At 29.8% G+C, this 23,638-nt stretch carries 23 protein-coding genes and 1 riboswitch; of the genes, 1 reads left to right on the top strand and 22 read right to left on the bottom strand.

All coding sequences use genetic code 11. The features are described from left to right. Positions 1 to 187: 187 nt before the first annotated feature. The 17 genes from HF850_RS08590 to HF850_RS08510 all read right to left on the bottom strand — a co-directional run bounded on the left by HF850_RS08590 (position 188) and on the right by HF850_RS08510 (position 17,684). Positions 188 to 1,042 (bottom strand): lytic transglycosylase domain-containing protein, encoded by an 855-nt coding sequence (locus HF850_RS08590; RefSeq protein ID WP_169105039.1) that lies wholly within the window; start codon positions 1,040 to 1,042, stop codon positions 188 to 190. Between the two features lie 31 nt (positions 1,043 to 1,073). Then, positions 1,074 to 3,539 (bottom strand): triple tyrosine motif-containing protein, encoded by a 2,466-nt coding sequence (locus HF850_RS08585; protein ID WP_169105038.1) that lies wholly within the window; start codon positions 3,537 to 3,539, stop codon positions 1,074 to 1,076. Between the two features lie 257 nt (positions 3,540 to 3,796). Continuing rightward, the gene (locus HF850_RS08580; RefSeq protein WP_169105037.1) at positions 3,797 to 4,246 is read right to left on the bottom strand and encodes a YaiI/YqxD family protein; all 450 of its coding nucleotides are present in this window, start codon (positions 4,244 to 4,246) and stop codon (positions 3,797 to 3,799) included. Between the two features lie 5 nt (positions 4,247 to 4,251). Then, positions 4,252 to 5,601 carry a glucose-6-phosphate isomerase gene (locus tag HF850_RS08575; RefSeq protein WP_169105036.1) on the bottom strand — a complete coding sequence of 450 codons (1,350 nt, stop codon included), beginning with the start codon at positions 5,599 to 5,601 and terminating at the stop codon, positions 4,252 to 4,254. A gap of 357 nt (positions 5,602 to 5,958) precedes the next feature. Then, positions 5,959 to 6,579 (bottom strand): hypothetical protein, encoded by a 621-nt coding sequence (locus HF850_RS08570; protein WP_169105035.1) that lies wholly within the window; start codon positions 6,577 to 6,579, stop codon positions 5,959 to 5,961. A gap of 299 nt (positions 6,580 to 6,878) precedes the next feature. Further along, on the bottom strand, positions 6,879 to 8,042 hold the full coding sequence (gene fliB, locus HF850_RS08565; protein ID WP_169105034.1) for a flagellin lysine-N-methylase: 1,164 nt from the start codon (positions 8,040 to 8,042) through the stop codon (positions 6,879 to 6,881). A 12-nt stretch (positions 8,043 to 8,054) separates the two neighbouring features. Then, positions 8,055 to 8,198, bottom strand: a complete 144-nt coding sequence (locus HF850_RS08560) for a TipAS antibiotic-recognition domain-containing protein (RefSeq protein WP_347564418.1) — start codon at positions 8,196 to 8,198, stop codon at positions 8,055 to 8,057. A gap of 84 nt (positions 8,199 to 8,282) precedes the next feature. Continuing rightward, positions 8,283 to 8,444 (bottom strand): hypothetical protein, encoded by a 162-nt coding sequence (locus HF850_RS08555; protein WP_169105032.1) that lies wholly within the window; start codon positions 8,442 to 8,444, stop codon positions 8,283 to 8,285. Continuing rightward, positions 8,441 to 8,878 (bottom strand): hypothetical protein, encoded by a 438-nt coding sequence (locus HF850_RS08550; protein WP_169105031.1) that lies wholly within the window; start codon positions 8,876 to 8,878, stop codon positions 8,441 to 8,443. Before HF850_RS08550 ends, HF850_RS08555 begins: the two co-directional genes overlap by 4 nt. A 50-nt stretch (positions 8,879 to 8,928) precedes the next feature. After that, entirely contained in the window at positions 8,929 to 9,084 is a 156-nt protein-coding gene (locus HF850_RS08545) for a hypothetical protein (RefSeq protein WP_243159445.1), read from the bottom strand. Positions 9,085 to 9,188: 104 nt separating this feature from the next. After that, positions 9,189 to 9,398, bottom strand: a complete 210-nt coding sequence (locus tag HF850_RS08540; RefSeq protein ID WP_169105030.1) for a hypothetical protein — start codon at positions 9,396 to 9,398, stop codon at positions 9,189 to 9,191. A gap of 173 nt (positions 9,399 to 9,571) precedes the next feature. Next, entirely contained in the window at positions 9,572 to 11,113 is a 1,542-nt protein-coding gene (guaA, locus tag HF850_RS08535) for a glutamine-hydrolyzing GMP synthase (RefSeq protein WP_169105029.1), read from the bottom strand. A gap of 21 nt (positions 11,114 to 11,134) precedes the next feature. Beyond that, entirely contained in the window at positions 11,135 to 12,589 is a 1,455-nt protein-coding gene (guaB, locus tag HF850_RS08530; RefSeq protein WP_169105028.1) for an IMP dehydrogenase, read from the bottom strand. A gap of 147 nt (positions 12,590 to 12,736) precedes the next feature. Further along, a riboswitch (purine riboswitch) is annotated at positions 12,737 to 12,834 on the bottom strand. A gap of 212 nt (positions 12,835 to 13,046) precedes the next feature. Further along, positions 13,047 to 13,529, bottom strand: a complete 483-nt coding sequence (locus HF850_RS08525; protein ID WP_169105027.1) for a type II secretion system protein — start codon at positions 13,527 to 13,529, stop codon at positions 13,047 to 13,049. A gap of 237 nt (positions 13,530 to 13,766) precedes the next feature. Then, positions 13,767 to 15,392, bottom strand: a complete 1,626-nt coding sequence (groL, locus tag HF850_RS08520) for a chaperonin GroEL (RefSeq protein WP_169105026.1) — start codon at positions 15,390 to 15,392, stop codon at positions 13,767 to 13,769. 74 nt (positions 15,393 to 15,466) lie between these two features. Further along, complete coding sequence (groES, locus tag HF850_RS08515) at positions 15,467 to 15,751, bottom strand: co-chaperone GroES (protein ID WP_169105025.1); 285 nt, start codon at positions 15,749 to 15,751, stop codon at positions 15,467 to 15,469. Between the two features lie 448 nt (positions 15,752 to 16,199). Continuing rightward, positions 16,200 to 17,684, bottom strand: a complete 1,485-nt coding sequence (locus HF850_RS08510) for a 4Fe-4S dicluster domain-containing protein (protein WP_169105024.1) — start codon at positions 17,682 to 17,684, stop codon at positions 16,200 to 16,202. A gap of 175 nt (positions 17,685 to 17,859) precedes the next feature. Between HF850_RS08510 and HF850_RS08505 the strand changes: the two genes are divergently transcribed. Beyond that, on the top strand, positions 17,860 to 18,156 hold the full coding sequence (locus tag HF850_RS08505; RefSeq protein ID WP_169105023.1) for an HNH endonuclease: 297 nt from the start codon (positions 17,860 to 17,862) through the stop codon (positions 18,154 to 18,156). 123 nt (positions 18,157 to 18,279) lie between these two features. On the opposite strand, the gene HF850_RS08500 is transcribed toward HF850_RS08505, so the two are convergent. The 5 genes from HF850_RS08500 to HF850_RS08480 form a co-directional block, all read right to left on the bottom strand. Beyond that, complete coding sequence (locus tag HF850_RS08500; RefSeq protein ID WP_169105022.1) at positions 18,280 to 19,212, bottom strand: DNA-3-methyladenine glycosylase 2 family protein; 933 nt, start codon at positions 19,210 to 19,212, stop codon at positions 18,280 to 18,282. Between the two features lie 468 nt (positions 19,213 to 19,680). Then, positions 19,681 to 20,529, bottom strand: a complete 849-nt coding sequence (locus HF850_RS08495) for a 3-hydroxybutyryl-CoA dehydrogenase (RefSeq protein ID WP_169105021.1) — start codon at positions 20,527 to 20,529, stop codon at positions 19,681 to 19,683. A 102-nt stretch (positions 20,530 to 20,631) separates the two neighbouring features. Then, positions 20,632 to 21,636 (bottom strand): electron transfer flavoprotein subunit alpha/FixB family protein, encoded by a 1,005-nt coding sequence (locus tag HF850_RS08490; protein ID WP_169105020.1) that lies wholly within the window; start codon positions 21,634 to 21,636, stop codon positions 20,632 to 20,634. 22 nt (positions 21,637 to 21,658) lie between these two features. Beyond that, positions 21,659 to 22,438, bottom strand: a complete 780-nt coding sequence (locus HF850_RS08485; RefSeq protein ID WP_169105019.1) for an electron transfer flavoprotein subunit beta/FixA family protein — start codon at positions 22,436 to 22,438, stop codon at positions 21,659 to 21,661. 12 nt (positions 22,439 to 22,450) lie between these two features. Next, positions 22,451 to 23,590 (bottom strand): acyl-CoA dehydrogenase, encoded by a 1,140-nt coding sequence (locus HF850_RS08480; protein ID WP_169105018.1) that lies wholly within the window; start codon positions 23,588 to 23,590, stop codon positions 22,451 to 22,453. Between the last annotated feature and the right edge of the window lie 48 nt (positions 23,591 to 23,638).

Genomic DNA, 23,638 nt, shown 5'->3' with positions numbered 1-23,638 from the left:
TTGATTAAAAACGAAAAAACTGAAATCATATTTAATGATTTCAGCCTCTATTTTAATTATTATTTACCCTTATAATTATATTATGGTTATAAAGCTAGTCCCTATTATAATTTAATATAATTCCCACAAATATAAATTATCTAACTTTATTAATTACTTATAGTAAAAATACTTTTAGTTCCCCTATTTAACTACGTACTTTACTTTGATAATATCCCATAACCTTAGGAACATAATTTTGAGTTTCTAATGGCATTTTATAAAGATCACTAACAGAACTTACCCCTCTTCTCTGCATAGTTCCTGGACCTCCATTATAAGCCATAAGAGCCATTTGAATATTTCCATTATATTTATCCAAATATTCTTTTAAAAGCTTAGTCCCGCCATTTATATTCTGCTCAACATCATATGCATTAGTTATCCCTAAATAACTAAAATTACCAGGCATTATCTGCATAAGTCCAGCTGCTCCAGCACTAGAAGTACATGTTGAATCAAAATCTGATTCCTGTTTTATAATCGCATAAATTAAATTTTCATCAACTCCATATTCCTTTGATGCCTTATTAACAGCAGAATAAATTCTTTCAAGTTCACTTTTACTTGTATTACTTGGAGTATAATCTATACTTGGTGTAGGAATAGTGTAATTAACACTTAATCTATTCACTGCTAAAGGTATATCAAGCAGATTTTGACCTGCTAAATACTTCTGTTGAATTTGTTTTACAGCCTGCATACTACTTACTACATTTGCTAATTCACTTAAATCATTATCAACAGATTCTTGTAAATTATCCTGACTATTTTCAGCTGTACCTACTACTGTGTCTACTGAACCATTCTGGCTACTTTCCTTAACAGAATTCTTTGCTTTTTCTAAATAATTCTGCATTATTGCTTGAAATGCAAAGTTCACTTCATCACTTGATGTATAACTAGAACTTGTTATTGAATCATTTGTCAGCTGTCCATTTCCCATCATAGACATAGCTAAAAGCTGTTCCATTGACATTGATCCTAATCCGTCTATAGGCATTGTGACTAATCCCCTTCCCAAAAATTCATCCTTAGTTATTTTCGGTTATATTTAATTTTTCTTTAACTTCAAAGGTTATTTGTGCATAGTCTTCATAATTTACTTTTCTGTAATAGCTCTTTGCCAATGCTAAAATCTTATACTTCCCAGCTGTAAATGGTATAAAACTATAGAATTTCTTTCTACTATATACTTGAACTCTTCTCCAAGTATTATTTTCCATCAAATAAAATTCATAACATACATCTTTTCCACCTCTACTCTTCATTTCTATAGTAAATTCTTCATTTACTACCGGTTCTAAAGTATTAGGAATAATTTTTGTATTTATAACAGGAAGTGCTTCATTTACATAAATATTTACTTGCTTCTTTGAATCATATTCTTTATTACATTTAATATTTTTAGCATAAACTTCAATTGTATATTTACCAGCTATTTTAGGAGTAAACCTTAATTTTCTATTATTAGAAAACTCAGTTTCTTCTATAGCATGGCCATTAATCTTAGTTTCATATCTTACTAAAACTTCAGGAGTATTTTGAATTATACATTCAAATTCTATAGTATCACCTATAAGATAATTTTCCTGACATGGAAGTATTATATAATCTATTTCTCCCGGCATATATTCAAGACATTTTAAATACACTATAGTATTAGCATCATATTCTTTATCTGAATATTTGTCCTTAACATATATTTCAACTTCATAATCTCCAGTTTCCCTTGGAGTAAAATCAATAAAATTATGCTTACTATATTTTATCTTCTTTATTTCGGAAGTACCTTTTTTTACTGTAAATGAATATAAAAGCCTAGTACCACCTTCAGCATCTACCATTATGTTGACTGGTTCATTAATAATTATCCTCTTTTCTTTATCAACAACCACATCTAATATCTTTATAGGTTTTTTTCCTCTTTTTTCAACTGTAAATGCAATCTTATTTTTATCTTCATATTCACCATCATAATCAAAATTCTTAACAAGCAGAATTATCTCATACTCTCCTGCTTCAATAGGATTCCACATAAATATAGGTGATTCAATATAATCCGTATCAATTTCGATAGGTCCCTTTACTTTATATCTATATAAAAGCTTATTTCCACCCTCTACTTCAGATGTAAATTTAATATCTGTTTCAGTGGCTTGTGGTGAATTTAAATTTGCAACAAAACTATTTATTTTTATATCTTTATATGGCTTAACATCATATACTACAATTGCCCTATCATCATATTCCTTATCGGATAAGACAGTCTTTACAAGACATAACATTCTATATTCACCTTGTTGCTCTTCTGTATATTCAACTTCATTCTTAGTTGAATAATCCTGCAAACATGTTGATCTTCCATTTTTATTTATCTTATAAAATTTAAATAGTTGTATAAGATTTTCTTCATTATTCTGCTTTTCCTCAAAGTTTGTATCAATTATAAATTTAAGTTTATTCCCTGCTATCAATTCATCATTAACACATCTTATATTGGTTATTTGAAGCTTTTCTCGTTCTTTAACATTTATATTTACTATTTTATAGTCATCAAAATTTTCAGTTGAATCAATTTTTTTACATTGAACTAGAAATTCTTTTTTCCCACTATCATTTGCAGTATATTTTAATTGATTACTACTTTCATAATCTCTTATAATAGACCACTCTTTTCCTTTTTTAATATAGAATCTATATAAATACTTTCCTGGTTTAGATGTTTTTACATTTATAGTGCATTTATCTCCAACTATCATTTCCTGAATATCAAGTTCTATTTCATCTATAATATGATTATCAATACTTTTCAAAAGAGGCTCTTTGTCTTTATAAGCTTTTTCCTTATTTTCCTCTGCTATATTCATTACATTCACATCAACCTTTTTCTTTGATTCAGTATCTTTTTCATCGGTTAAAACTTTTATATTATAATTTGATAAATCAACAGCTTCTTTTGAAACAGCTACTTCATCTTTTGCTCGTGAGAGTTCTCTAATTAACTCTTTTTTTTCATCTTCTGTTACATTTGCTGCTTCAAAAAACAAACTACTATTATCATATTTTTCATTTTCAATGTAATTCTTGAAATTATTTATAATATCATCTTTTGGAGTTGTACTATTATGTTCATTATTTTTCAATTCGTCATTGATAGTTTTATTATTCACGATATTCTTATCCATATCATCTATAACCTTTCTTTTGACTATTAAATAATCCTCTTTAGCTAAATAGTCTATTGGTCTTAACTTATTTTCTGCCCTGGCTTGCACCATCAATATGTAATCTCCATCCTCATTAGGAACCCAGATACACTCACTCTTTGGTGAAAATTCTTGAATTGCAGTCCAGACACCGCCTTTGCCGACAATAAATTTATATTCTAAATCTACGTCATTGTCAGCTTTTGCTATTATCTTTATATCCGTACCAACAGATTGTGGCTTTTGTTTATCAAAAATAATTTCCATATCCTTTAGCTGAAGTCCCTTCACAAAGCCTGCCCCCTCTCATTCATAACATAACCTAATACCATAATTATCATAATTATATTATACTCAGTTACCATTTTTTGTAAATACTTTCAACTACTCTTACTAAAATTATATCATATCTGCCTTAAGCATATAATATATATATTATTTTAAGATAAACTTTTTTAAAAAAATAACAACGAATTTAATAATTTCCAAAACCTATTTTTATCCTGTTATCTATATAAAAGCCCAATAAAAAAGAAGCAATTATTACCTTATGCTTCTAAATTGAAATTATATTCTATTAATTTTTGTAAATTACACTGAAGTCTAAGATCATCTTCCTTAGTCCTTTTCTTAGGATTTGATGTTCTTCCTCCACTTCTTCTAATTTTCTGCGATAAATGTCTTTCTTCTAGCATTCTTTCTATATTGCTTTCATTATAAATATATCCTTTTGGATTTATTACACTACACTTTTTCGATAAACATATAGCTGCAACTCCATAATCCTGTGATACAATTATATCTCCTGCTTTTGCTTGATTTATTACATACATATCTACACTTTGAAATCCACTATCTACTGTTTTTACAATACTATAATCACTTTGTATAAAATGATTATAATCACAATATACTATTACTTCTATTGAATATTTTTTTGCTATATTTTCAATAATGGAGATACCCGGACAGGCATCTCCATCAATTATAATTTTCATATGAATTAAAGTCTCTTTTCTAATTCAGCCTTCATATCTTCATATCCTGGCTTTCCTAAAAGAGCAAACATGTTCTTCTTGTATGCTTCAACACCTGGTTGGTTAAATGGATTTACTCCTAAAAGATATCCACTGATTCCACATGCCTTTTCAAAGAAGTATACCATGTATCCAAAGTAGTAAGGAGAAATTTCTGGTACATTTAATACCATGTTAGGAACTCCACCATCGTTATGAGCTAAAACAGTTCCGTGGAATGCTTGCTTATTAACTAAGTCCATAGTTTTTCCAGTTAAGAAGTTTAATCCATCTAAGTTTTCAGCATCTTCTTCGATTTCTATTTCATATTTTGGTTTTTCGATGTTAACAACTGTTTCGAATAAAATTCTTCTTCCTTCTTGGATATATTGTCCCATTGAGTGAAGATCAGTTGTGAAGTCAACAGCAGCTGGGAATAATCCTTTATTGTCTTTTCCTTCTGATTCACCATATAATTGCTTCCACCATTCGTTAAAGTAATGTAATGATGGTTCATAGTTAACTAATACTTCTATTACTTTTCCTTTATTGTATAAAGCATTTCTTACTGCAGCATATTTGTAAGCATCATTTTCTTTTAATGATGGATTTGAGTACGCTTCTCTTGCATCCGCAGCTCCTTGCATCATTTCATCTATGTTAATTCCAGCAGCAGCTATTGGTAATAAACCAACTGCAGTTAATACTGAGAATCTTCCTCCAACATCATCAGGAACTACAAAAGTTTCATATCCTTCTGCATCAGCTAAAGTCTTTAATGCTCCCTTAGCTTTATCAGTTGTAGCATATATTCTCTTTCTAGCTTCATCAACACCATATTTCTTTTCTAAGTATGATTTTAGAATTCTAAATGCAATAGCAGGTTCAGTAGTAGTACCTGATTTAGATATAATATTTAAACTTACATCTTTTCCTTCAATAGCTTGTAATAATTCAGCCATGTATGTTGAACTTATGTTATTTCCTACATAAAAAATTTTAGGTGCTTTTCTCTTATCATTGTCTAAAGAATTATGGAAATTGTTTGTTAACATTTCTATAGCAGCTCTAGCTCCTAGGTATGATCCACCTATTCCTATAACTACTAATACTTCTGAATCAGATTGAATTTTTTCAGCAGCTTTCTTAATTCTAGCAAATTCTTCTTTGTCATAATTAACAGGAAGATCAATCCATCCTAAAAAGTCATTTCCTGCACCAGTTCCATTATGTAATGTATCATGGGCACATTTAACCATATCTTCCATATAGTCTATTTCGCTTGTAGCTAAATAAGGTGCAACTTTTGATAAGTCTAATGATATAGCTTTGTTCATTTTATAATTCCCTCCATATACAATAAAAAATATTCCTCATTGTTTTATTATAGCATAAATAATCTTATTATTGACTATGCTTTACATTTTTATTATTTATAAAAATTTACTTTACTTATTTATAATATAAAACTTATTAAAATTAATGTAAATATTATCATTAATATTATACCAAAAAAGAGAACTAAATTATTAGTTCTCTTTTTCTTTAAATAGAATATTATCAAATTAATTTATTAATATGAACCTCTCTATTTATCTAGCTTTTATGCTTCTTTGCTTATCTAAGTTATAAGTCATTTCACATAAAATTTATATAATGTTTCAAATCTTTTGTAAGAATATATAAATCTGAGATTACATATATCTGCATCTACATCCACATCTTCTATTTCTCTTATTTATATAATCGATAACTTCTTGTTTTGCTCTTTCATATCCTGCTTTATCTCCATCCTCAAAGCCACATTTATATCCTTCTCTATATCCTTCCTTATATCCTTTTTCATATCTGTGATTGCACTTTTCTTTCTTTCCATCATCAAAGCCCTCTGAATAACCTTCTTCCATTCCACCAAGGAAGCATTCATCACATTTATTTTTATTAAAATCATTTTTATTATATTTATTACTATAATATTTATCATCATATGATGAAGAGTAGTAATGACTAATATCATCAATATCTTCTATATCAGAAATATCATCTTCATCATAACTTTCACAATCACATTCATCATAGTCTTCTGATTCTTCATACTCATAATAATCATCTGGGTCATGACTCATTCTACTACTGATTTCAGAAAATTCATGTCTAGAGTCGTTATGGTCATCATAAGAATCATAATCACTTTCGTAATCATAAGAATGATTTTTTTTGCTCATATCTTCTTCATAATACATTTCATCATCATAACGTCTCTTATCATTATTTATTTTATTTTCACGGCTCATATTTCTTTTATCGTTTTTCATGCTCTATTCCCCTCCGTAATTAACCATAGTTTATTTTTAGAACAATTAGATGCTCTACGGCAAAAGCATATGCTATATGCTTACAAACTTAATAATTACCTGATACTATACTATGCAGTAAATTAACATTTGTTATTGATTTATTATATAATTTCATTTAGCTATTCCTTTAATAAATTGGTAATTTAAATAGAAAGAAACCGCATAAATAAAAATAATTATTTATACGGCTTTAATCTATAAAAATATTCTTAAATATACTTTCTCTTTTTTATACAGCATGAAAAATATCATATCAATTAATTCATAAGATTTATTAGAAGTTCTTCTTCTTTGAAAGCATCAGCACTTTCAAATGTTTCATATAGAGATTCCATATTATCATCTGAATGTTCTATATCTTTAGAATACATACGCATTACTTCAGCCTGATCCTCTTTAGTAAATACTCCATTATTTATACCCCATCTATGTACTCCTAATTCTTTTATCATAAGATAGCTTACTACTGCCATTTTCACTTTTGCAGATACATCATAATCAAATACTGCTTTCATAAAATATCTAAATATAAAGTAAACAATCAAATGTTCATATTCATAAAAATTATCCACATAATAAGAATCAAAATTTCTATGTTTATCCACATAATCTTCACAATTTGTTTCTTTCCCAAACAAATACTTTGATACATCATTTAAAATATGAGGCCATCTTTCATTTATATGATCTAAATTCTTGTAAACCATAAAATATTTCTTCATATTAATATATTTACGTTCATAATTATTTTTATATTTATCTAATTCCTCAATATATTTATCAATAAATTCTTTATCACAATATTTTTCACATACACCTGCTATTTCATCAATCTTATTATCATCAATTTTTTTCTGAATCTCCTGTGAAAAACTTAAAATAATAGCAATTCTATTCTTAAGTTCTATAGAACGATTTTGTATTATTTGCATTATTACTTTCCTTGATTTAGTAAGCTGCATAAAAATATCAAAACTAATATCATTATATGCAGGAACCATTCCATCATCTTCACTAGTTTCAAATTGTGTTATCTCAGATGTTCCAAGTATTATTCTTGCTGCTTCAGGACATGATAATGAAAGTCCTACTTCTCTTATACTTCCAAACTCTTCAGTATATCTTGGATATTGCTGGCATGTATAGCATAAAGCATCTTCTCCAAGCTCACTATAAATGTCACACATCTTATTCTTATTTAAAAATGCACAGTTATTTCCCTTAAGTCTAAAAATAGGCTCATCTTCTTCATCTAAATATATTTCATTTTTTAATCTTTCTCCAAATTCTCCTTCTACTTTTTTGTAAATATCATATGTATCCTCATCAATTACTATTTCCCATCCTGCACAACATGTATCTTCACATTCTGATGCTATACATTTAAATTTTTTAAAATAATCTGGTACTCTTGTTTTCATATTTTTTACCTCTTAATGTGTATTTTTATATAAATTTTCAATATAAATAACTATTGCACTTGATACAAATTCAGCAGTTCCTTTTCCTCCTACATTATTAATATTATTTCTCATTTCATCATCTGTAACATACATTTGGCCAAGACCAGAAAGAATTTGTTTTGTGCATTATTAACTATTTTTTCTTCAAATAAATTCAAGTTTAATATAATCACTTATCTAGTTTATTATATAGTGAATTTAGCCTTTATAAAATAAAAGTTTATCAATAGTAATTCTAGGACGCCACCAATCTCTTGCCTTTTTAAATTCTTTGTAATCATTGTACCATTCCCACGAAATATCAAAACCACCATCATCATTTTGAATTTTTTCAAGAACCTTCTTCTCTAAGTCAATCAATTCCTAATAATATTTTTTATTTCATTCTTACTAAGAAGTTCATAACTTAGCAAAAAACATTTTAGCGAATCTCCACTAATATCTTCATTCTCCTCAAGAAATAAAAATGCATTACGCACAATATCTTCATAATAAGACTTATTTTCACCGAAACAAATTAAAAAAGTAGCTAGAGATACTGTAGGATTATATCCGTTTATTCCATCACTATCTTTCTTTTCCCACCAAACTGCATGAGGATAATCTTTATTACTTTCTATTGCAAAGAGCCATCGTTTTTGCTGCTCATCAAATGAATCATGTGACTCTAAATATTTAACTATTTCTTGTACTATTTTATTACTTTTATCTAACGCATTTATTCTATACAAAGTAATAATTGCATCATTTGTAGCAATTGGATTAGAGTTAATATTCCAGTTATCAGCTTCCAAACCATGCCCAAATCCACCATCTGAATTCTGATATTTTTTAAGTTCTTCTATTATACTTTGCTTTGAACCGAATCAATTATTCTCATTTCTACATGAATAGAATCTAAATACATACGATTATATAAATTCGCATCATCTGCCTTTCCACTTGTTACTGGAATTAGGCCTTTTGGTCCTGGCCATGGACTTTTTACTTCGTCGTTCATAACTCCTCCTATGTTGTACATTATAAATAAATTAATGATTATATATACTATTAGGGCAATAATAAAGAGAATAAAACTACATGCAATAACTACAATTCTTATTTTTAATCATTTTCTTTGATTAAAGAAATAATTTTCTTACTTAAGAAATCGTTTACAAAAGTAGTGAAATATAAATCTTTTTTACAAGCAGTCTTCTCTATGCCTATTACTGATTTTATCGCAAATTTAATAGAAATAAAAGTTATTTGTGTTTTAAATATAAAATCTTCTCCACACAAAACAATAAAATCCAATACAAAATCTTTCTGCATCAGATTAGTAAATAACTGGAATTAGCAAACTGTATAAATATTTTTAAATTTTGACTTACTTTTGGGCATAGAAAAAGGCCTTGCCAAGCTAATTTTCATTAGCTTGACAAAGCCTTGTATTTGTGTCGTCTGAAACCGCATGAATACGTCATTATTTACTTAAGTTATTTTTCTTATTCGAATTCTATAGTAGCTGGTGGTTTTCCAGTGCAGTCATAGAATACTCTATTTACACCTTTAACTTCATTTACTATTCTAGTAGTTACTTTTCCAAGCACTTCCCATGGTAAATCAGCAGATTCAGCTGTCATGAAATCACTTGTAGTTACTGCTCTTAAAGCAATTGCATAGTCATAAGTTCTTCCATCACCCATAACACCAACTGATCTCATATTAGTTAATGCTGCAAAGTATTGACCAATTTCTTTATCTAAACCTGCATTTGCTATTTCTTCACGATAAATAGCATCCGCATCTTGAACTATTCTTACTTTTTCAGCTGTTACATCACCAATTATTCTTATTCCAAGTCCTGGTCCTGGGAATGGTTGTCTGTAAACTAATTTTTCAGGTATTCCAAGTTCAAGACCTGCTTTTCTAACTTCATCTTTAAATAACAATCTTAATGGTTCGATTATTTCCTTAAAATCAACGTAATCAGGAAGTCCTCCAACATTATGGTGAGATTTAATTACTGCTGACTTTCCAAGACCACTTTCTATTACATCTGGATAAATTGTTCCTTGTACTAAGTAATCAACAGCACCTATTTTCTTAGCTTCTTCTTCAAATACTCTTATAAATTCTTCACCAATTATTTTTCTCTTAGTTTCAGGATCTTCTACTCCTGCTAATTTTTCATAAAATCTTTCTTGCGCATTCACTCTGATAAAGTTTAAGTCATAATGGCCATTTGGTCCAAATACTTCTTCAACTTCATCTCCTTCATTCTTACGAAGTAAACCATGATCTACAAATACACATGTTAATTGCTTTCCTACTGCTTTTGAAAGTAAAACTGCAGCTACAGATGAATCAACTCCACCTGATAATGCACATAATACTTTACCATTTCCAACTTTTTCTCTAATTTCTTCAATTGTTTTTTCAACAAATGAATCCATTTTCCAATCTCCAGCACATTTACATACATTATATACAAAGTTTGAAAGCATCTTTGTTCCTTCTTGTGTATGCATAACTTCTGGATGGAATTGAACTGCATATAAATTCTTATCTTCACATTCCATTGCCGCTACAGGACATACTGGTGTCTTTCCTATAATTTTAAATCCTTCTGGTGTCTTTTCAATATAGTCTGTATGACTCATCCAACATATTGTTGAAGGTGAAACACCTTCGAACAGTTTAGAATTAACATCTATATCTACTTCAGTTTTTCCATATTCACTTACAGGAGCAGTAGCAACTTTTCCACCTAGCATGTGACTCATAAGCTGAGAACCATAGCATATTCCTAAAACCGGAATTCCAAGTTCAAACAATTCTTTATCACAAAGTGGAGAATCTTCACCATATACACTATTAGGTCCACCTGTGAAAATTATTCCTTTTGGATTCATTTCTTTTATTTTTTCAATGCTTATTGTATAAGGATGTACTTCACAATATACATTACATTCCCTTACTCTTCTTGCAATTAACTGATTATATTGACCCCCAAAGTCAATTACTAATACTAATTCTTTTTTCATAGTTTCCTCCCAAAATGTTCTTTATTGCCCCATACTATAGTTTGGTGCTTCTTTAGTTATATTTATGTCATGTGGATGACTTTCTTTATACCCTGCTGCTGTTTGAACTACAAACCTTCCTTTTTCATATAATTCATCAAAATTTCTTGCTCCACAGTATCCCATACCAGATTTTAATCCTCCGATTAATTGGAATATAGTATCTGCAACAAATCCTTTGTATGCAACTCTTCCTTCAACACCTTCTGGAACAAGCTTTTTATTTCCTTCTTGGAAATATCTATCCTTAGAACCAGATTCCATGGCCGCTAAAGATCCCATTCCTCTATATACTTTATAGTTTCTTCCTTGATATATTTCAATTGCACCTGGTGCTTCATCACATCCAGCAAGTAAAGAACCAAGCATTACTGTTGATGCACCTGCAGCTAATGCTTTAACTATATCTCCTGAATATTTTAATCCTCCATCTGCAATTACAGGAATACCATATTTTCTTCCTATTTCAGCACAATCCATAACAGCTGTTAATTGAGGTACACCAATACCAGCAACTACTCTTGTAGTACAAATTGATCCAGGTCCAATACCAACCTTAACACAGTCTGCTCCAGCTTTTATTAAATCTTCTACAGCCTCTGCAGTTGCAACATTACCAGCTATAACTTGAAGTTCTGGGTATACTTCTTTTATTTTTCTTACAGCATCTAAAACACCTTGTGAATGGCCATGTGCAGTATCAAGTACAATAACATCAACTTGAGCCTTTACTAAAGCTTCAATTCTTTCCATCATATTACCAGTAACACCAACACCAGCTCCACATAATAATCTGCCTTTTTCATCCTTAGCTGCATTAGGGAATCTTCTTACCTTTTCAATATCCTTCATTGTAATTAATCCCTTTAAGTACCCTTCTTCATCTACTAAAGGTAATTTTTCAATTTTATGTTTCTTTAATATCTCCTTAGCTTCTTCAACTGTTGTACCTTCTTTTGCAGTTATTAAATTTTCCTTTGTCATTACTTCTGAGATTTTCTTTTGATAATCTGTTTCAAATATTATATCTCTGTTTGTAATAATTCCTACTAATTTTCCGTCTTTAGTAACTGGAACCCCTGAAATTCTGTATTGAGACATTAGATTTTCTGCATCTTGAATTAAATGGTCTTGAGATAAAAATATTGGATCTGTAATTACTCCATTTTCTTGTCTCTTTACCTTATCAACTTCTTTAGCTTGTGCTTCAATTGACATATTCTTATGTATAATTCCAATTCCGCCTTCTCTAGCCATTGCTATAGCCATCTTAGACTCAGTAACTGTATCCATTCCTGCACTCATTAATGGTATGTTTAACTTAATTTTTTTAGTTAATTGTGTTTTTGTACTTACTTCTTTGGGTAATACTTCTGACTTATTAGGTACTAATAGTACATCATCATAAGTGTATGCTGTCTTAATAATTTTTGCCATTTCAATTCCCCCTGTTTTTGAATTATTTATTTCTTTTCTAATGTTTTTTGAATTATTTTAATTCATTTCCAATTTATTTTTTTGTATAAAAAAAGCACACTAACCCTCAAGTGATGTTAATGTGCAAATAAAGTAAAGAAACTTTATTTTGTAATTAATACCACTCATAGTCGGAAATTATTGGTTTCCGGTAGATACTCCTTGCCATATCCAAGGTATATATGAGCATTTATGTGCTTCCGTTTTGAATTAAATTCATTATAATGTATGTTAAAACCAAAGTCAATAAAAATGACATTAAAATTGCATTTAATTTTATATTTTAATTAATTTATTGTAACAGGTAATTTTTTTGATTTTTTTTACAATATTTTTTTATTTTGTCATATATTCTTCTAACATTCTTATTCATTATCATGAATCATTATGTCTTTATACTTAATTAAATTTTATTATTTTATGGTTGCTTAGATTGTGGTATATCTCCAGAAGCACCACCTTCTAAATTAGTGAAAACTCCCGTTTCAGGATTAATAGAAAACTCCTCACCACTAACTATTCTATAGCAATCTTGTATAGACATATTATCAGATAATTTATCTGTCTCCTTATCTACATCTTCAAAATATTTTGTTACTTTGGAATTGCCTTTTGCATCACTAACTTTCTCTGTTTCTTTAATTGGGCTATTCGCCTTCATATTATAAGATTCAACTGCCATTACTACCTTCCTGCTTTGCTCCACAACCTTAAGTTTTTTTGCTTCACTCATATAATTAGTAAACTTAGGTAATAAAATTGAAGCCATCATACCAATAATAGCTATTACAGCAATCAATTCAATCAACGTAAATCCCTTTTTCTTTTTATCTCTTGATCTCTTTAAATAAATTAGATTACCCTTACGTATATATTGTTTTTGAGCTTTATTATTTCTCATGATACTTTGTATCACTTAAACACTTCCTTTCATTATTAATAGAAATGAATTCTTTAAGATTCTAGCCCAAAAACGAAATTCATATACATTTATTTCCATATAATTAAATAAGCATTTTTTGTTATTTATATATATCCACTTAAAAATTTTAATAAAAAAGACTATGTCTCTCAGTTTTACCTGATTAACATAGTCTTATAATTATACTTTATCTATAAAAGTATACTCTTCTTTATTTTAGTACATTCCGTCCATTCCCATTCCTGGAGCACCTGGTGCTGCTGGTTCTTTTGCTGGAATATCAGCTACTGCTGCTTCAGTAGTTAAGAATGTTGATGCAACTGATGCTGCATTTTGAAGTGCTGATCTTGTAACCTTAGTTGGGTCAACTATACCAGCTTTAATCATATTCTTGTACTCATCATGTAATGCATCATATCCAACACCTGGTTCGCTATTTCTAACTTTTTCTATGATTACAGAACCTTCAACCCCTGCATTTACAGCAATTTGTCTTACTGGTTCTTCAAGAGCTTTAGCAATTATGTTGATACCAACTTGACTGTCTTGAACATCTGAAGTTAATTTAGCAACTTCATTTATAACATTAACATATGCAGTACCACCACCTGCTACTATACCTTCTTCAACAGCAGCTTTTGTAGCGTTTAAAGCATCTTCTATTCTTAATTTCTTTTCTTTTAATTCAGTTTCAGTAGCAGCACCTACTTTTATAACTGCTACACCACCAGCAAGTTTTGCAAGTCTTTCTTGTAATTTTTCTTTATCAAATTCTGAAGTAGTTTCTTCAATTTGAGCTCTTATTTGGTTAACTCTTTCTTTAATAGCTGTAGAATCACCTTTACCATTTACTATAACTGTATTTTCTTTACTTACCTTTACGCTATCTGCAGTACCAAGCATATCAACAGTTACTTCTTTTAATTCTCTTCCTAATTCTTCAGATACTACTGTACCTCCAGTAAGAATTGCAATATCTTGTAACATTTCTTTTCTTCTATCACCAAAGCCTGGTGCTTTAACAGCTACACAAGTAAATGTTCCTCTGATTTTATTAACTACTAAAGTAGCCATTGCTTCTCCTTCAATATCGTCAGCAATGATTAATAATTTCTTGCCTGATTGAACAATTTGTTCAAGTAATGGTAATATTTCTTGAATGTTAGAAATTTTCTTATCTGTAATTAAGATATATGGATTATCTAAAATAGCTTCCATTTTTTCAGTATCTGTAGCCATATAAGGTGATACATATCCTCTATCAAATTGCATACCTTCAACTACATCTAATTCAGTACCCATTGATTTTGATTCTTCAATTGTAATAACTCCTTCGTTACCTACCTTTTCCATAGCATCTGCAATTAACTTACCAACTTCTTCATCAGCTGCAGAAATTGAAGCAACTCTTGCTATATCTTCTTTACCTTCAACTGGTTTAGAAATCTTCTTAATTTCTTCAACTGCTTTATCAACAGCTATCTTAATACCATTTCTTAAAAGGATTGGATTTGCACCTGCAGTAACATTCTTTAATCCTTCTCTTATAATTGCTTGTGCTAATAATGTAGCAGTTGTTGTACCATCTCCAGCAACATCATTAGTTTTAGTAGCAACTTCTTTTACTAATTGAGCTCCCATATTTTCATATGGATCTTCTAATTCAATTTCTCTAGCAATTGAAACACCATCATTAGTTATTAATGGAGCTCCAAATTTCTTATCTAATACAACGTTTCTTCCTTTAGGTCCTAAAGTAACCTTAACTGTATCTGCTAATTTATTCACACCAATTTGCATTGATTTTCTTGCGTCTTCTCCAAACTTTAACATCTTAGCCATTTAAAACACACTCCTCATATCAATTTTTTATATAATCAAATCTTAAAATTCTAAAATTAATCTTTAAGTTGAAATTATTCAACTATTGCTAATATATCTTCTTGTTTTAATATTGTATATTCTTCTCCGTCTACTTTTACTTCAGTTCCAGCATACTTTGAATATAATACTTTATCTCCTACTTTAACTTCCATAGCAACTCTAGCACCATCTACCATAGCTCCTGGTCCTACTGCTACAACTTCTGCTTCTTGTGGTCTTTCCTTAGCACTGCCTGTTAAGACTATTCCGCTTTTAGTCTTCTCTTCTGCCTCTAATTTTTTAATTACTACTCTTTCACCAAGTGGTTTAATATTCATGAAAAAACCCTCCTTAAAAATATATATTAATTTATAATTATTTCTTATTCTTGTTAGCACTCACTACCATCGAGTGCTAATATAATTATAATATCCTTTATATCCATATAATTCAAGCATTACATCTAATATTATAACCTATTTAAAAGCAAATATTAGTGTTTATATAAAATTATATTTAAATTGCTCATTTTTTCTTGAATTATCTAAAAATTTCATACAAACACTTAAGCTTTATCAAAACATTATTAATTTATCAATGCATTTTTTTACTATTTTTTATAAAAGTTATTAATAAATTATCTGTTTCATTATTAACATTTATACCTAATAATAAATAAAAAAGTGCAATTATAAATAAAAACTAATACTTTTTATTTATATAAAGCACTTTTTAATGATAATCAAATTCTAATTTTATGGATTAATATCAGCATATCATAATATGTTATCTTTCCATATTAATATCATTATATTCGTCTAAAGTTTTATCTGATAATACTGTTTTCTTTGTTCCAGTGGAATTTATTTTATTAAATGAAACTTTAGCTTTATTAGGCGATGTTACATTTCCTGCTCCATTTATACATCCACCATCACAAATCATTCCTTCTATGAAGTTTCCATTAAGCCTTCCTGCTTTAGCTATAACCATAGTTTTTTTTATTCCTACCTTGCCAGATACTTTTACTGGTTTAAATTCTATCTTTATATTTTTTTCTTCTATATAATTCTCAATAGCAGCTGTAAGTCCTCCACCTAATGCAAAACCTCTTCCAAAAATAGAAGCATCATCTACAACATCATCTTCACATTTTGACGGATCAATATTAAATGCATCTAAAAGCGCTAGAAGCTCTTCAAATGTAAGAACATAATCTACTGAATTACTTAATCCCTTTTTCATAGCCTCACTCTTTTTAGCTGTACATGGCCCTATAAACACTACCTTAGCATTGCTATCAATCTTCCTTATATATCTCCCTGTAGCAACCATAGGAGATACTGTTCTCGATATTCTCTCCTTTTGATCTGGTATCATCTTTTCTATATATTCAACAAATCCAGGACAGCATGAATTTGTCATATATTTATCTCCACGTTTCATTCTATCAACAAATTCGTTTGCTTCATGAATTGTAACTGCATCTGCTCCACAAGCAACTTCAATCATATCTTTAAATCCCAGTTTCTTTATAGAATTTTTAATCTGTCCAAAACTTATACTTCCTCCAAACTGCCCCGTTATTGCTGGTGCTACTATTGCATAAATATCAGATTTTTCAACAAGCCTATTCACTACTTTTACTATCTGGCTCTTATCTTCTATAGCTCCAAAAGGGCATTTAGCCATACATGATCCACAATTAATACATTTTGATTCATTTATTTCTGAAGATAAATCTATTTTACTAAAACTTATAGCCCCCGTAGGACATGATTTTTTACATGGTCTCATATCATCTACTATAGCATCATAAGGGCATGCCTCACTGCACAAACCACATTCCTTACACTTATTTGGATTAATATAAGCTCGTCCATTCACATATGTTATAGCACCAAACCTACATACACTCTGACATTTATGAGCTATACAGTTTCTACATGCATCAGTCACTTCAAATTTTTTAGTAGGACATCTATCACAAGCAGCTTTTATAACATACATAATCTGTTTTTCTTCTGAAATATCATTTAGTTCATCATCATTTAAATTAGGAGCATATCCTGTAGCAAGTTTTACTCTTTCTAAAACCACATGTCTTTCATGATCAACCGTATCTCTATATTCTGGTACATTTCCCGGTATTATTTCAAAGGGGATTTTTTTTAATTCATCTAATGTAATTTTATTTTCTTTAGCTAAATTAGCAATTTTAGTAAGTACATTATGCTTAAGATCTAGAAGACGATTTTCTAATTTAAACATTATGGTCACCCCTATATTTCCTAAATATTTACATTTCATATTTATTATAACACATAGAATTAACTCTCGTGTATTAAATTTCATTAGTTTCAAGTTTATGATTTTTTACATTTAATTTTTTATATGATATAATTAACTTATCTAAGGAGCTAATAAAATATAAAAGGAGGATTTTATGACAGAAAAACATGTATGCGAATTATGCAATAGAAATGTTTCTATAATAACTAAGCATCATTTAATCCCTTTACAAAAAGGTGGAAAAAAGTTTAACACAATTCATCTATGTACTAGCTGTCATACTGCTATCCATTCATTATTTACAAATCGTGAATTAGCATCACGTTTTAACTCATTAGAACTCTTGAAAAGAGACCAAAAAATAATTAAATTTCTAAAATTTATAGAAAATATTCCAGGGGATTCCCCTGTAGAAATAAAAAAATCACGTCGTGTTCGTAAAAGTAGCTAAAACTCAATTGAAATAAAAAGGATGTTGTACTATGCAACATCCTTTTCTATTTTTCATAGTTTATTTATTATATATTAATCAATGGTACTTAACGGCCTTCATTAAGTACATCATAACGAAAATCTATTCCTCAACTTTAATTTTATTTTCTCTAGCATAATAGAATAAATATTGTTGTGCAAATCCTGATAGCTTCCCAAATTTATTTCTTGCAAATATTCTAATCTTATTTAACGATGCATCCTCTGCTCCATAGAAATAAATCATTGCACGTTTTACCCATACATCCACTGGAAATGCAGAATATTTTTCCATAGAAAATAACATTATGCAATCTGCTACCTTAGCTCCTACACCTTTAAATTCTTGTAATGCTTTATGGCATTCATCATCACTTAAACTTTTTATGTAATCAAGATCATACTTTTTATATTCTTCTTTTTCCTCTTCTGATCCACTTTCATTGACCTTTATACTCTTATATACATTCCCTATTGTATCAACTATATATTTACTTCTAAATGACGCTCCTGTTTCTTGTATTTCTTCTAATGATGCATCTTTAATTTGTTCTACTGTTGGAAATGCATAATAAGTTTCACCCTTATATTCTATTTTTCTTCCCCATTTAGCAGATATCTTATTAATAGTTTTCATTATTGAAGGAATACTATTTCGTGCTGATACTATAAAGCTTATTAAAATTTCAAATGGATCTTGATTTAAAATTCTAATTCCTGGTCCAAATTCAACACTATTCTTTAGTAAATCATCTTTAGCAAGTTCTTCTTTAATCTCAGAATAATTTCTTTCAAGATCAAAATACTTTATCCATATATTCCTTACATCATCTTCATTTGAATTATAAATTATTATGTTATCTCCCTCTTCCTTAAGTTCAATAACTCTTTCAAAAGCAACAGTAATATAATTAGTATCACTTATTTTATGAAATCTAAAACATTGCCCACATTCAAAAGTCTGCTTTAATTTAAAATTCTTAACTCCTTCAATTACTATATTTTCTTTATTCACTTGTATATTTCTATAATCCATTTAATTACCCACCTTTGCACATAATTAATAATATTTATCTTTTAAAAGTCTTTCTCTTAAATTATTGCACAAATTCTATATTTATACCATTTTTTATTTTTTATAAACTATATTATGTAAAATCATAGATATCTATACTTCTACAATCTTTCGGCAATGGTAACGGATCTGCAAATTCAATTATCTCATTAGCTATATCGATATCATCTGTAGCAATAATATTATTTGTGGCTATTTTTTCTTTTTGTTAACCTTAGTTTTTCTTTTTTTAGACTCTAAAATAATCTTTTTCTTCCGATTCAACCTTATCTTTTGCCAAATTAGTATTAGTTATGTCTATAATTATATACGGATGAAAAATAAAAATACCAAAGCTTTAAATAAAAACTCAAAAAATTTGCCACAAAACATTTAAGTTCTGTGACAAATTTAAGAGAAGTATTATTAAATATGGCATTGACTAATATACTATTTTGAATAATCGTAGAATCCTTTTCCGCTCTTTCTACCTAACCATCCAGCTCTAACATATTTTCTTAAAAGACTGCTAGCTCTGTATTTGTTATCTCCTGTTTCATTATATAAAACATCCATGATAGCTAAACATACATCTAATCCAATAAGATCACCTAAAGCTAAAGGTCCCATTGGGTGGTTAGCTCCAAGTTTCATAGCTGCATCGATATCTTCAACTTTAGCAACACCTTCTTGTAATATGAAAGTAGCTTCGTTAATCATTGGGATTAATATTCTATTTACAACAAATCCTGGTGCTTCAGCAACTTCTACTGGAGTCTTACCAATTTCTTCAGACATTTCTTTAACAGCATCAAAAGTTTCTTGAGAAGTAGCAGCTCCTCTGATAACTTCTACTAATTTCATAACTGGAGCTGGGTTAAAGAAGTGCATTCCGATAACTTTATCAGGTCTCTTTGTAGCAGATGCTACTTCAGTTATTGATAATGATGAAGTATTTGAAGCTAAAATTGTTTCTGGTTTACAGATTTCATCTAATTCTGCAAATATTTCTTTTTTAATTTTCATGTTTTCAACAGCAGCTTCAACTACTAAATCGCAGTCAGCAGCTAATTTCATATCAGTAGTTCCTGAAATTCTTGAAAGTATAGCTTCTTTATCAGCTTCTGTTATTTTTTCTTTAGCAACTAATTTTGATAAAGATTTGTTGATTCCAGCTAATCCTCTTTCAACAAATTCATCTTTAATATCTCTAACTATTACTTCGCATCCTTTAGCTGCAAATGCTTGAACAATTCCAGCACCCATAGTTCCTGCACCAAGTACAAATACTTTTTTCATGGAAAATTCCTCCTAAAATATATTATAAATTTTATTTAATATATCACTATGCCTGATATTGTTCTCTTATATCAGGCATAATTTATGTCATACTATTATTAATTAAGCTTCTACTATTTCTTTAGCTTGAGCAATTAATTCAGGCAATACTTTCTTTATATCACCAACAATAGCATAGTCAGCAACTTTCATGATTGGAGCTGTTTCATCTTTGTTTATAGCAATAATCATGTCAGAATCCTGCATACCAGCAACATGTTGTATAGCTCCTGAAATACCACATGCAATATAGATTGAAGGTTTAACAGTCTTACCAGTTTGACCAACTTGGTATGCATTGTCTATCCATCCTTTTTCTACTGCAGCTCTTGAACCAGCAACTGTTCCACCTAAAACTTTAGCTAATTCTTCTAATTGTTCGAAGTTTTCTTTAGATCCAACTCCTCTACCACCAGCAACTATAACTTTAGCTTCAGAGATATCTATTATATCCTTAACAGTCTTAACTGTTTCTATAACTTTAGTTCTAACATCAGCATCAGTTAATTTAACGTCAACTTTTTCTACTTTGCAGTTAGCTCCATCACTTTCAACTTTAGCAAAAACTCCTGGTCTTACTGTAGCCATTTGTGGTCTATGTTCTGGGCAAGCTATTGTAGCCATTAAGTTACCACCAAATGCTGGTCTTGTAGCTAATAAGTTACCAGTTTCAACTTCAACATCAATTGAAGTACAGTCAGCTGTAAGTCCTGTGTTTAATCTTGCTGCTACTCTAGGACCTAAATCTCTTCCGATAAAAGTAGCACCAACAAATAATATTCCTGGTTTTCTTTCATTTACTAAGTCACAGATAACTTTTGTATAAGCATCTGTTGTATAATGTTCTAATAATCTATCATCAGCAACTAAAACTTCGTCAGCACCGTGTTCTGCTAATGTTTGAGACAATCCTTCTATATTGCTTCCTAATAATAAAGCTGTTAATTTAACTCCTAGTTTGTCAGCTTGTCTTCTACCTTCTCCAAGTAGTTCTAAAGATACTTTTTGTAATTTGCCTTCTCTTTGTTCAGCAAAAACCCAAACGCCATTGTAATCTGCTATATTCATAATTACTTAACCTCCTATTATCCTAGATGTAGTGTTTTTCTTTTAATTTTCCTAAAACGTATGTTACTGCGTCTTTAGGTTCTTGTTTAACTAATTCACCTTCACCTTTAAGTTCTTTAGTCATTGACTTCTTAACTTTTGTTGGTGAACCCTTAAGTCCTAATTCTTCAACAGGTACATCTATATCTGCTGCTCCCATAACTTTGATTTGATCATCGTTAGTTTCAAAAATCTTTGCAACATGCATGTATCTTGGGCTATTTAATTCTTCAATTGCAGTTAATAGACATGGAGTCTTAACTTCAACAACTTGATGTCCATCTTCTAATGCTCTGTTTATTATTAAAGTATCTCCTTCAACTTTTACATCTTGTACATATGTTACTTGTGGGATATCTAAATGTTCTGCTATTTCTGGTCCAACTTGCGCAGTATCTCCATCAATAGCTTGTCTACCAGCAAATACTAAATCAGCATTTAAAGTTTTAATAACTCCAGCTATTGCCTTTGAAGTTGCTAATGTATCAGCTCCTCCAAGTGCTCTATCTGTTAATAGGATAGCTTCATCAGCTCCCATACATAATGCTTCTCTAAGTGCAGCTTTAGCCATTGGAAGACCCATGCTTACAACTGTTACTTTAGCACCTGTAGCTTCCTTTATTTTTAATGCACCTTCTAATGCATGCTTATCTTCTGGATTAATGATTGATGGAACACCATCTCTTATTAATGTACCAGTCTTTGGATCTATTTTTACAGCTGTTGTATCTGGAACTTGTTTTACACAAACTACTATATTCATTTAAAAGTCCTCCTATCTTAAAATGCTTCCTGCGATAACCATCTTTTGAACTTCTGAAGTTCCTTCATAGATTTCAGTTATCTTAGCATCTCTCATCATTCTTTCTACTGGATATTCCTTAGTATATCCATATCCACCAAATAATTGTACAGCCTTAGTTGTAACTTCCATTGCAACTTCAGCAGCAAATAATTTAGCTCTTGCAGCATCAATTGAGTATGGTTCACCAGCTTGCTTCTTGCAAGCAGCTTTATAAACTAAGTGTTTTGCAGCTTGAATTTTAACGTCCATTTCAGCAATATACCATTGTAAACCTTGTTGAGCTGAAAGTGGTCTCTTAAATTGTTTTCTTTCTTTTACATATGCAACTGCTTCATCGAAAGCACCTTCTGCAATACCTAAAGCTTGAGCCGCAATACCGATTCTTCCTCCATCAAGAGTCTTCATTGCAATTGCAAATCCCTTACCTTCTTTGCCGATTAAGTTTTCTTTTGGAACAATACAATCTTCCATGATTAATTCTGTTGTAGAAGATGCTCTAATACCCATCTTGTTTTCTAACTTACCGATTGAGAATCCTGGGAATGATTTTTCAACTATAAATGCTGAAATTCCTTTAGTTCCCATTGATTTATCTGTCATAGCAAATATTATGAAAGTTTCAGCAACTCCACCATTTGTTATGAATATCTTAGAACCATTTAATACATAATGGTCACCTTCTAATCTTGCAGTTGTTTGTTGTCCTGCTGCATCTGTACCAGCACCTGGTTCAGTTAAACCAAAAGCACCAATTTTCTTACCTGCACATAAGTCTGGTAAATATTTAGCCTTTTGATCTGGAGTACCATGTTCGTTGATTACTGAAGCACAAAGTGAAGTATGTGCTGAAAGTATAACACCTGTTGTTGCACAAACTTTTGATAATTCTTCTACAGCTAATATGTAAGAAAGAACATCTCCGCCAGCTCCTCCTACTTCTTTAGAAAATGGAATTCCCATCATTCCAAGTTCACCCATTTTCTTTACATTTTCCATTGGAAATCTTTCAGTTTCATCAATTTCAGCTGCAATTGGTTTAACTTCATTTACTGCAAAGTCTCTAACCATTTGTTGTACTAATTCTTGTTCTCTAGTTAACTTAAAATTCATTAAATTACCCTCCCTGTTAATTAAACCTTTTTAACCTAAACTTATTTA

This window comes from Clostridium sp. SM-530-WT-3G (assembly GCF_012843905.1).
GTDB lineage: Bacteria > Bacillota > Clostridia > Clostridiales > Clostridiaceae > Clostridium.
Note: the sequence above shows the minus strand (reverse complement) of the source record. Positions and strands in the feature narration are given on the sequence as shown.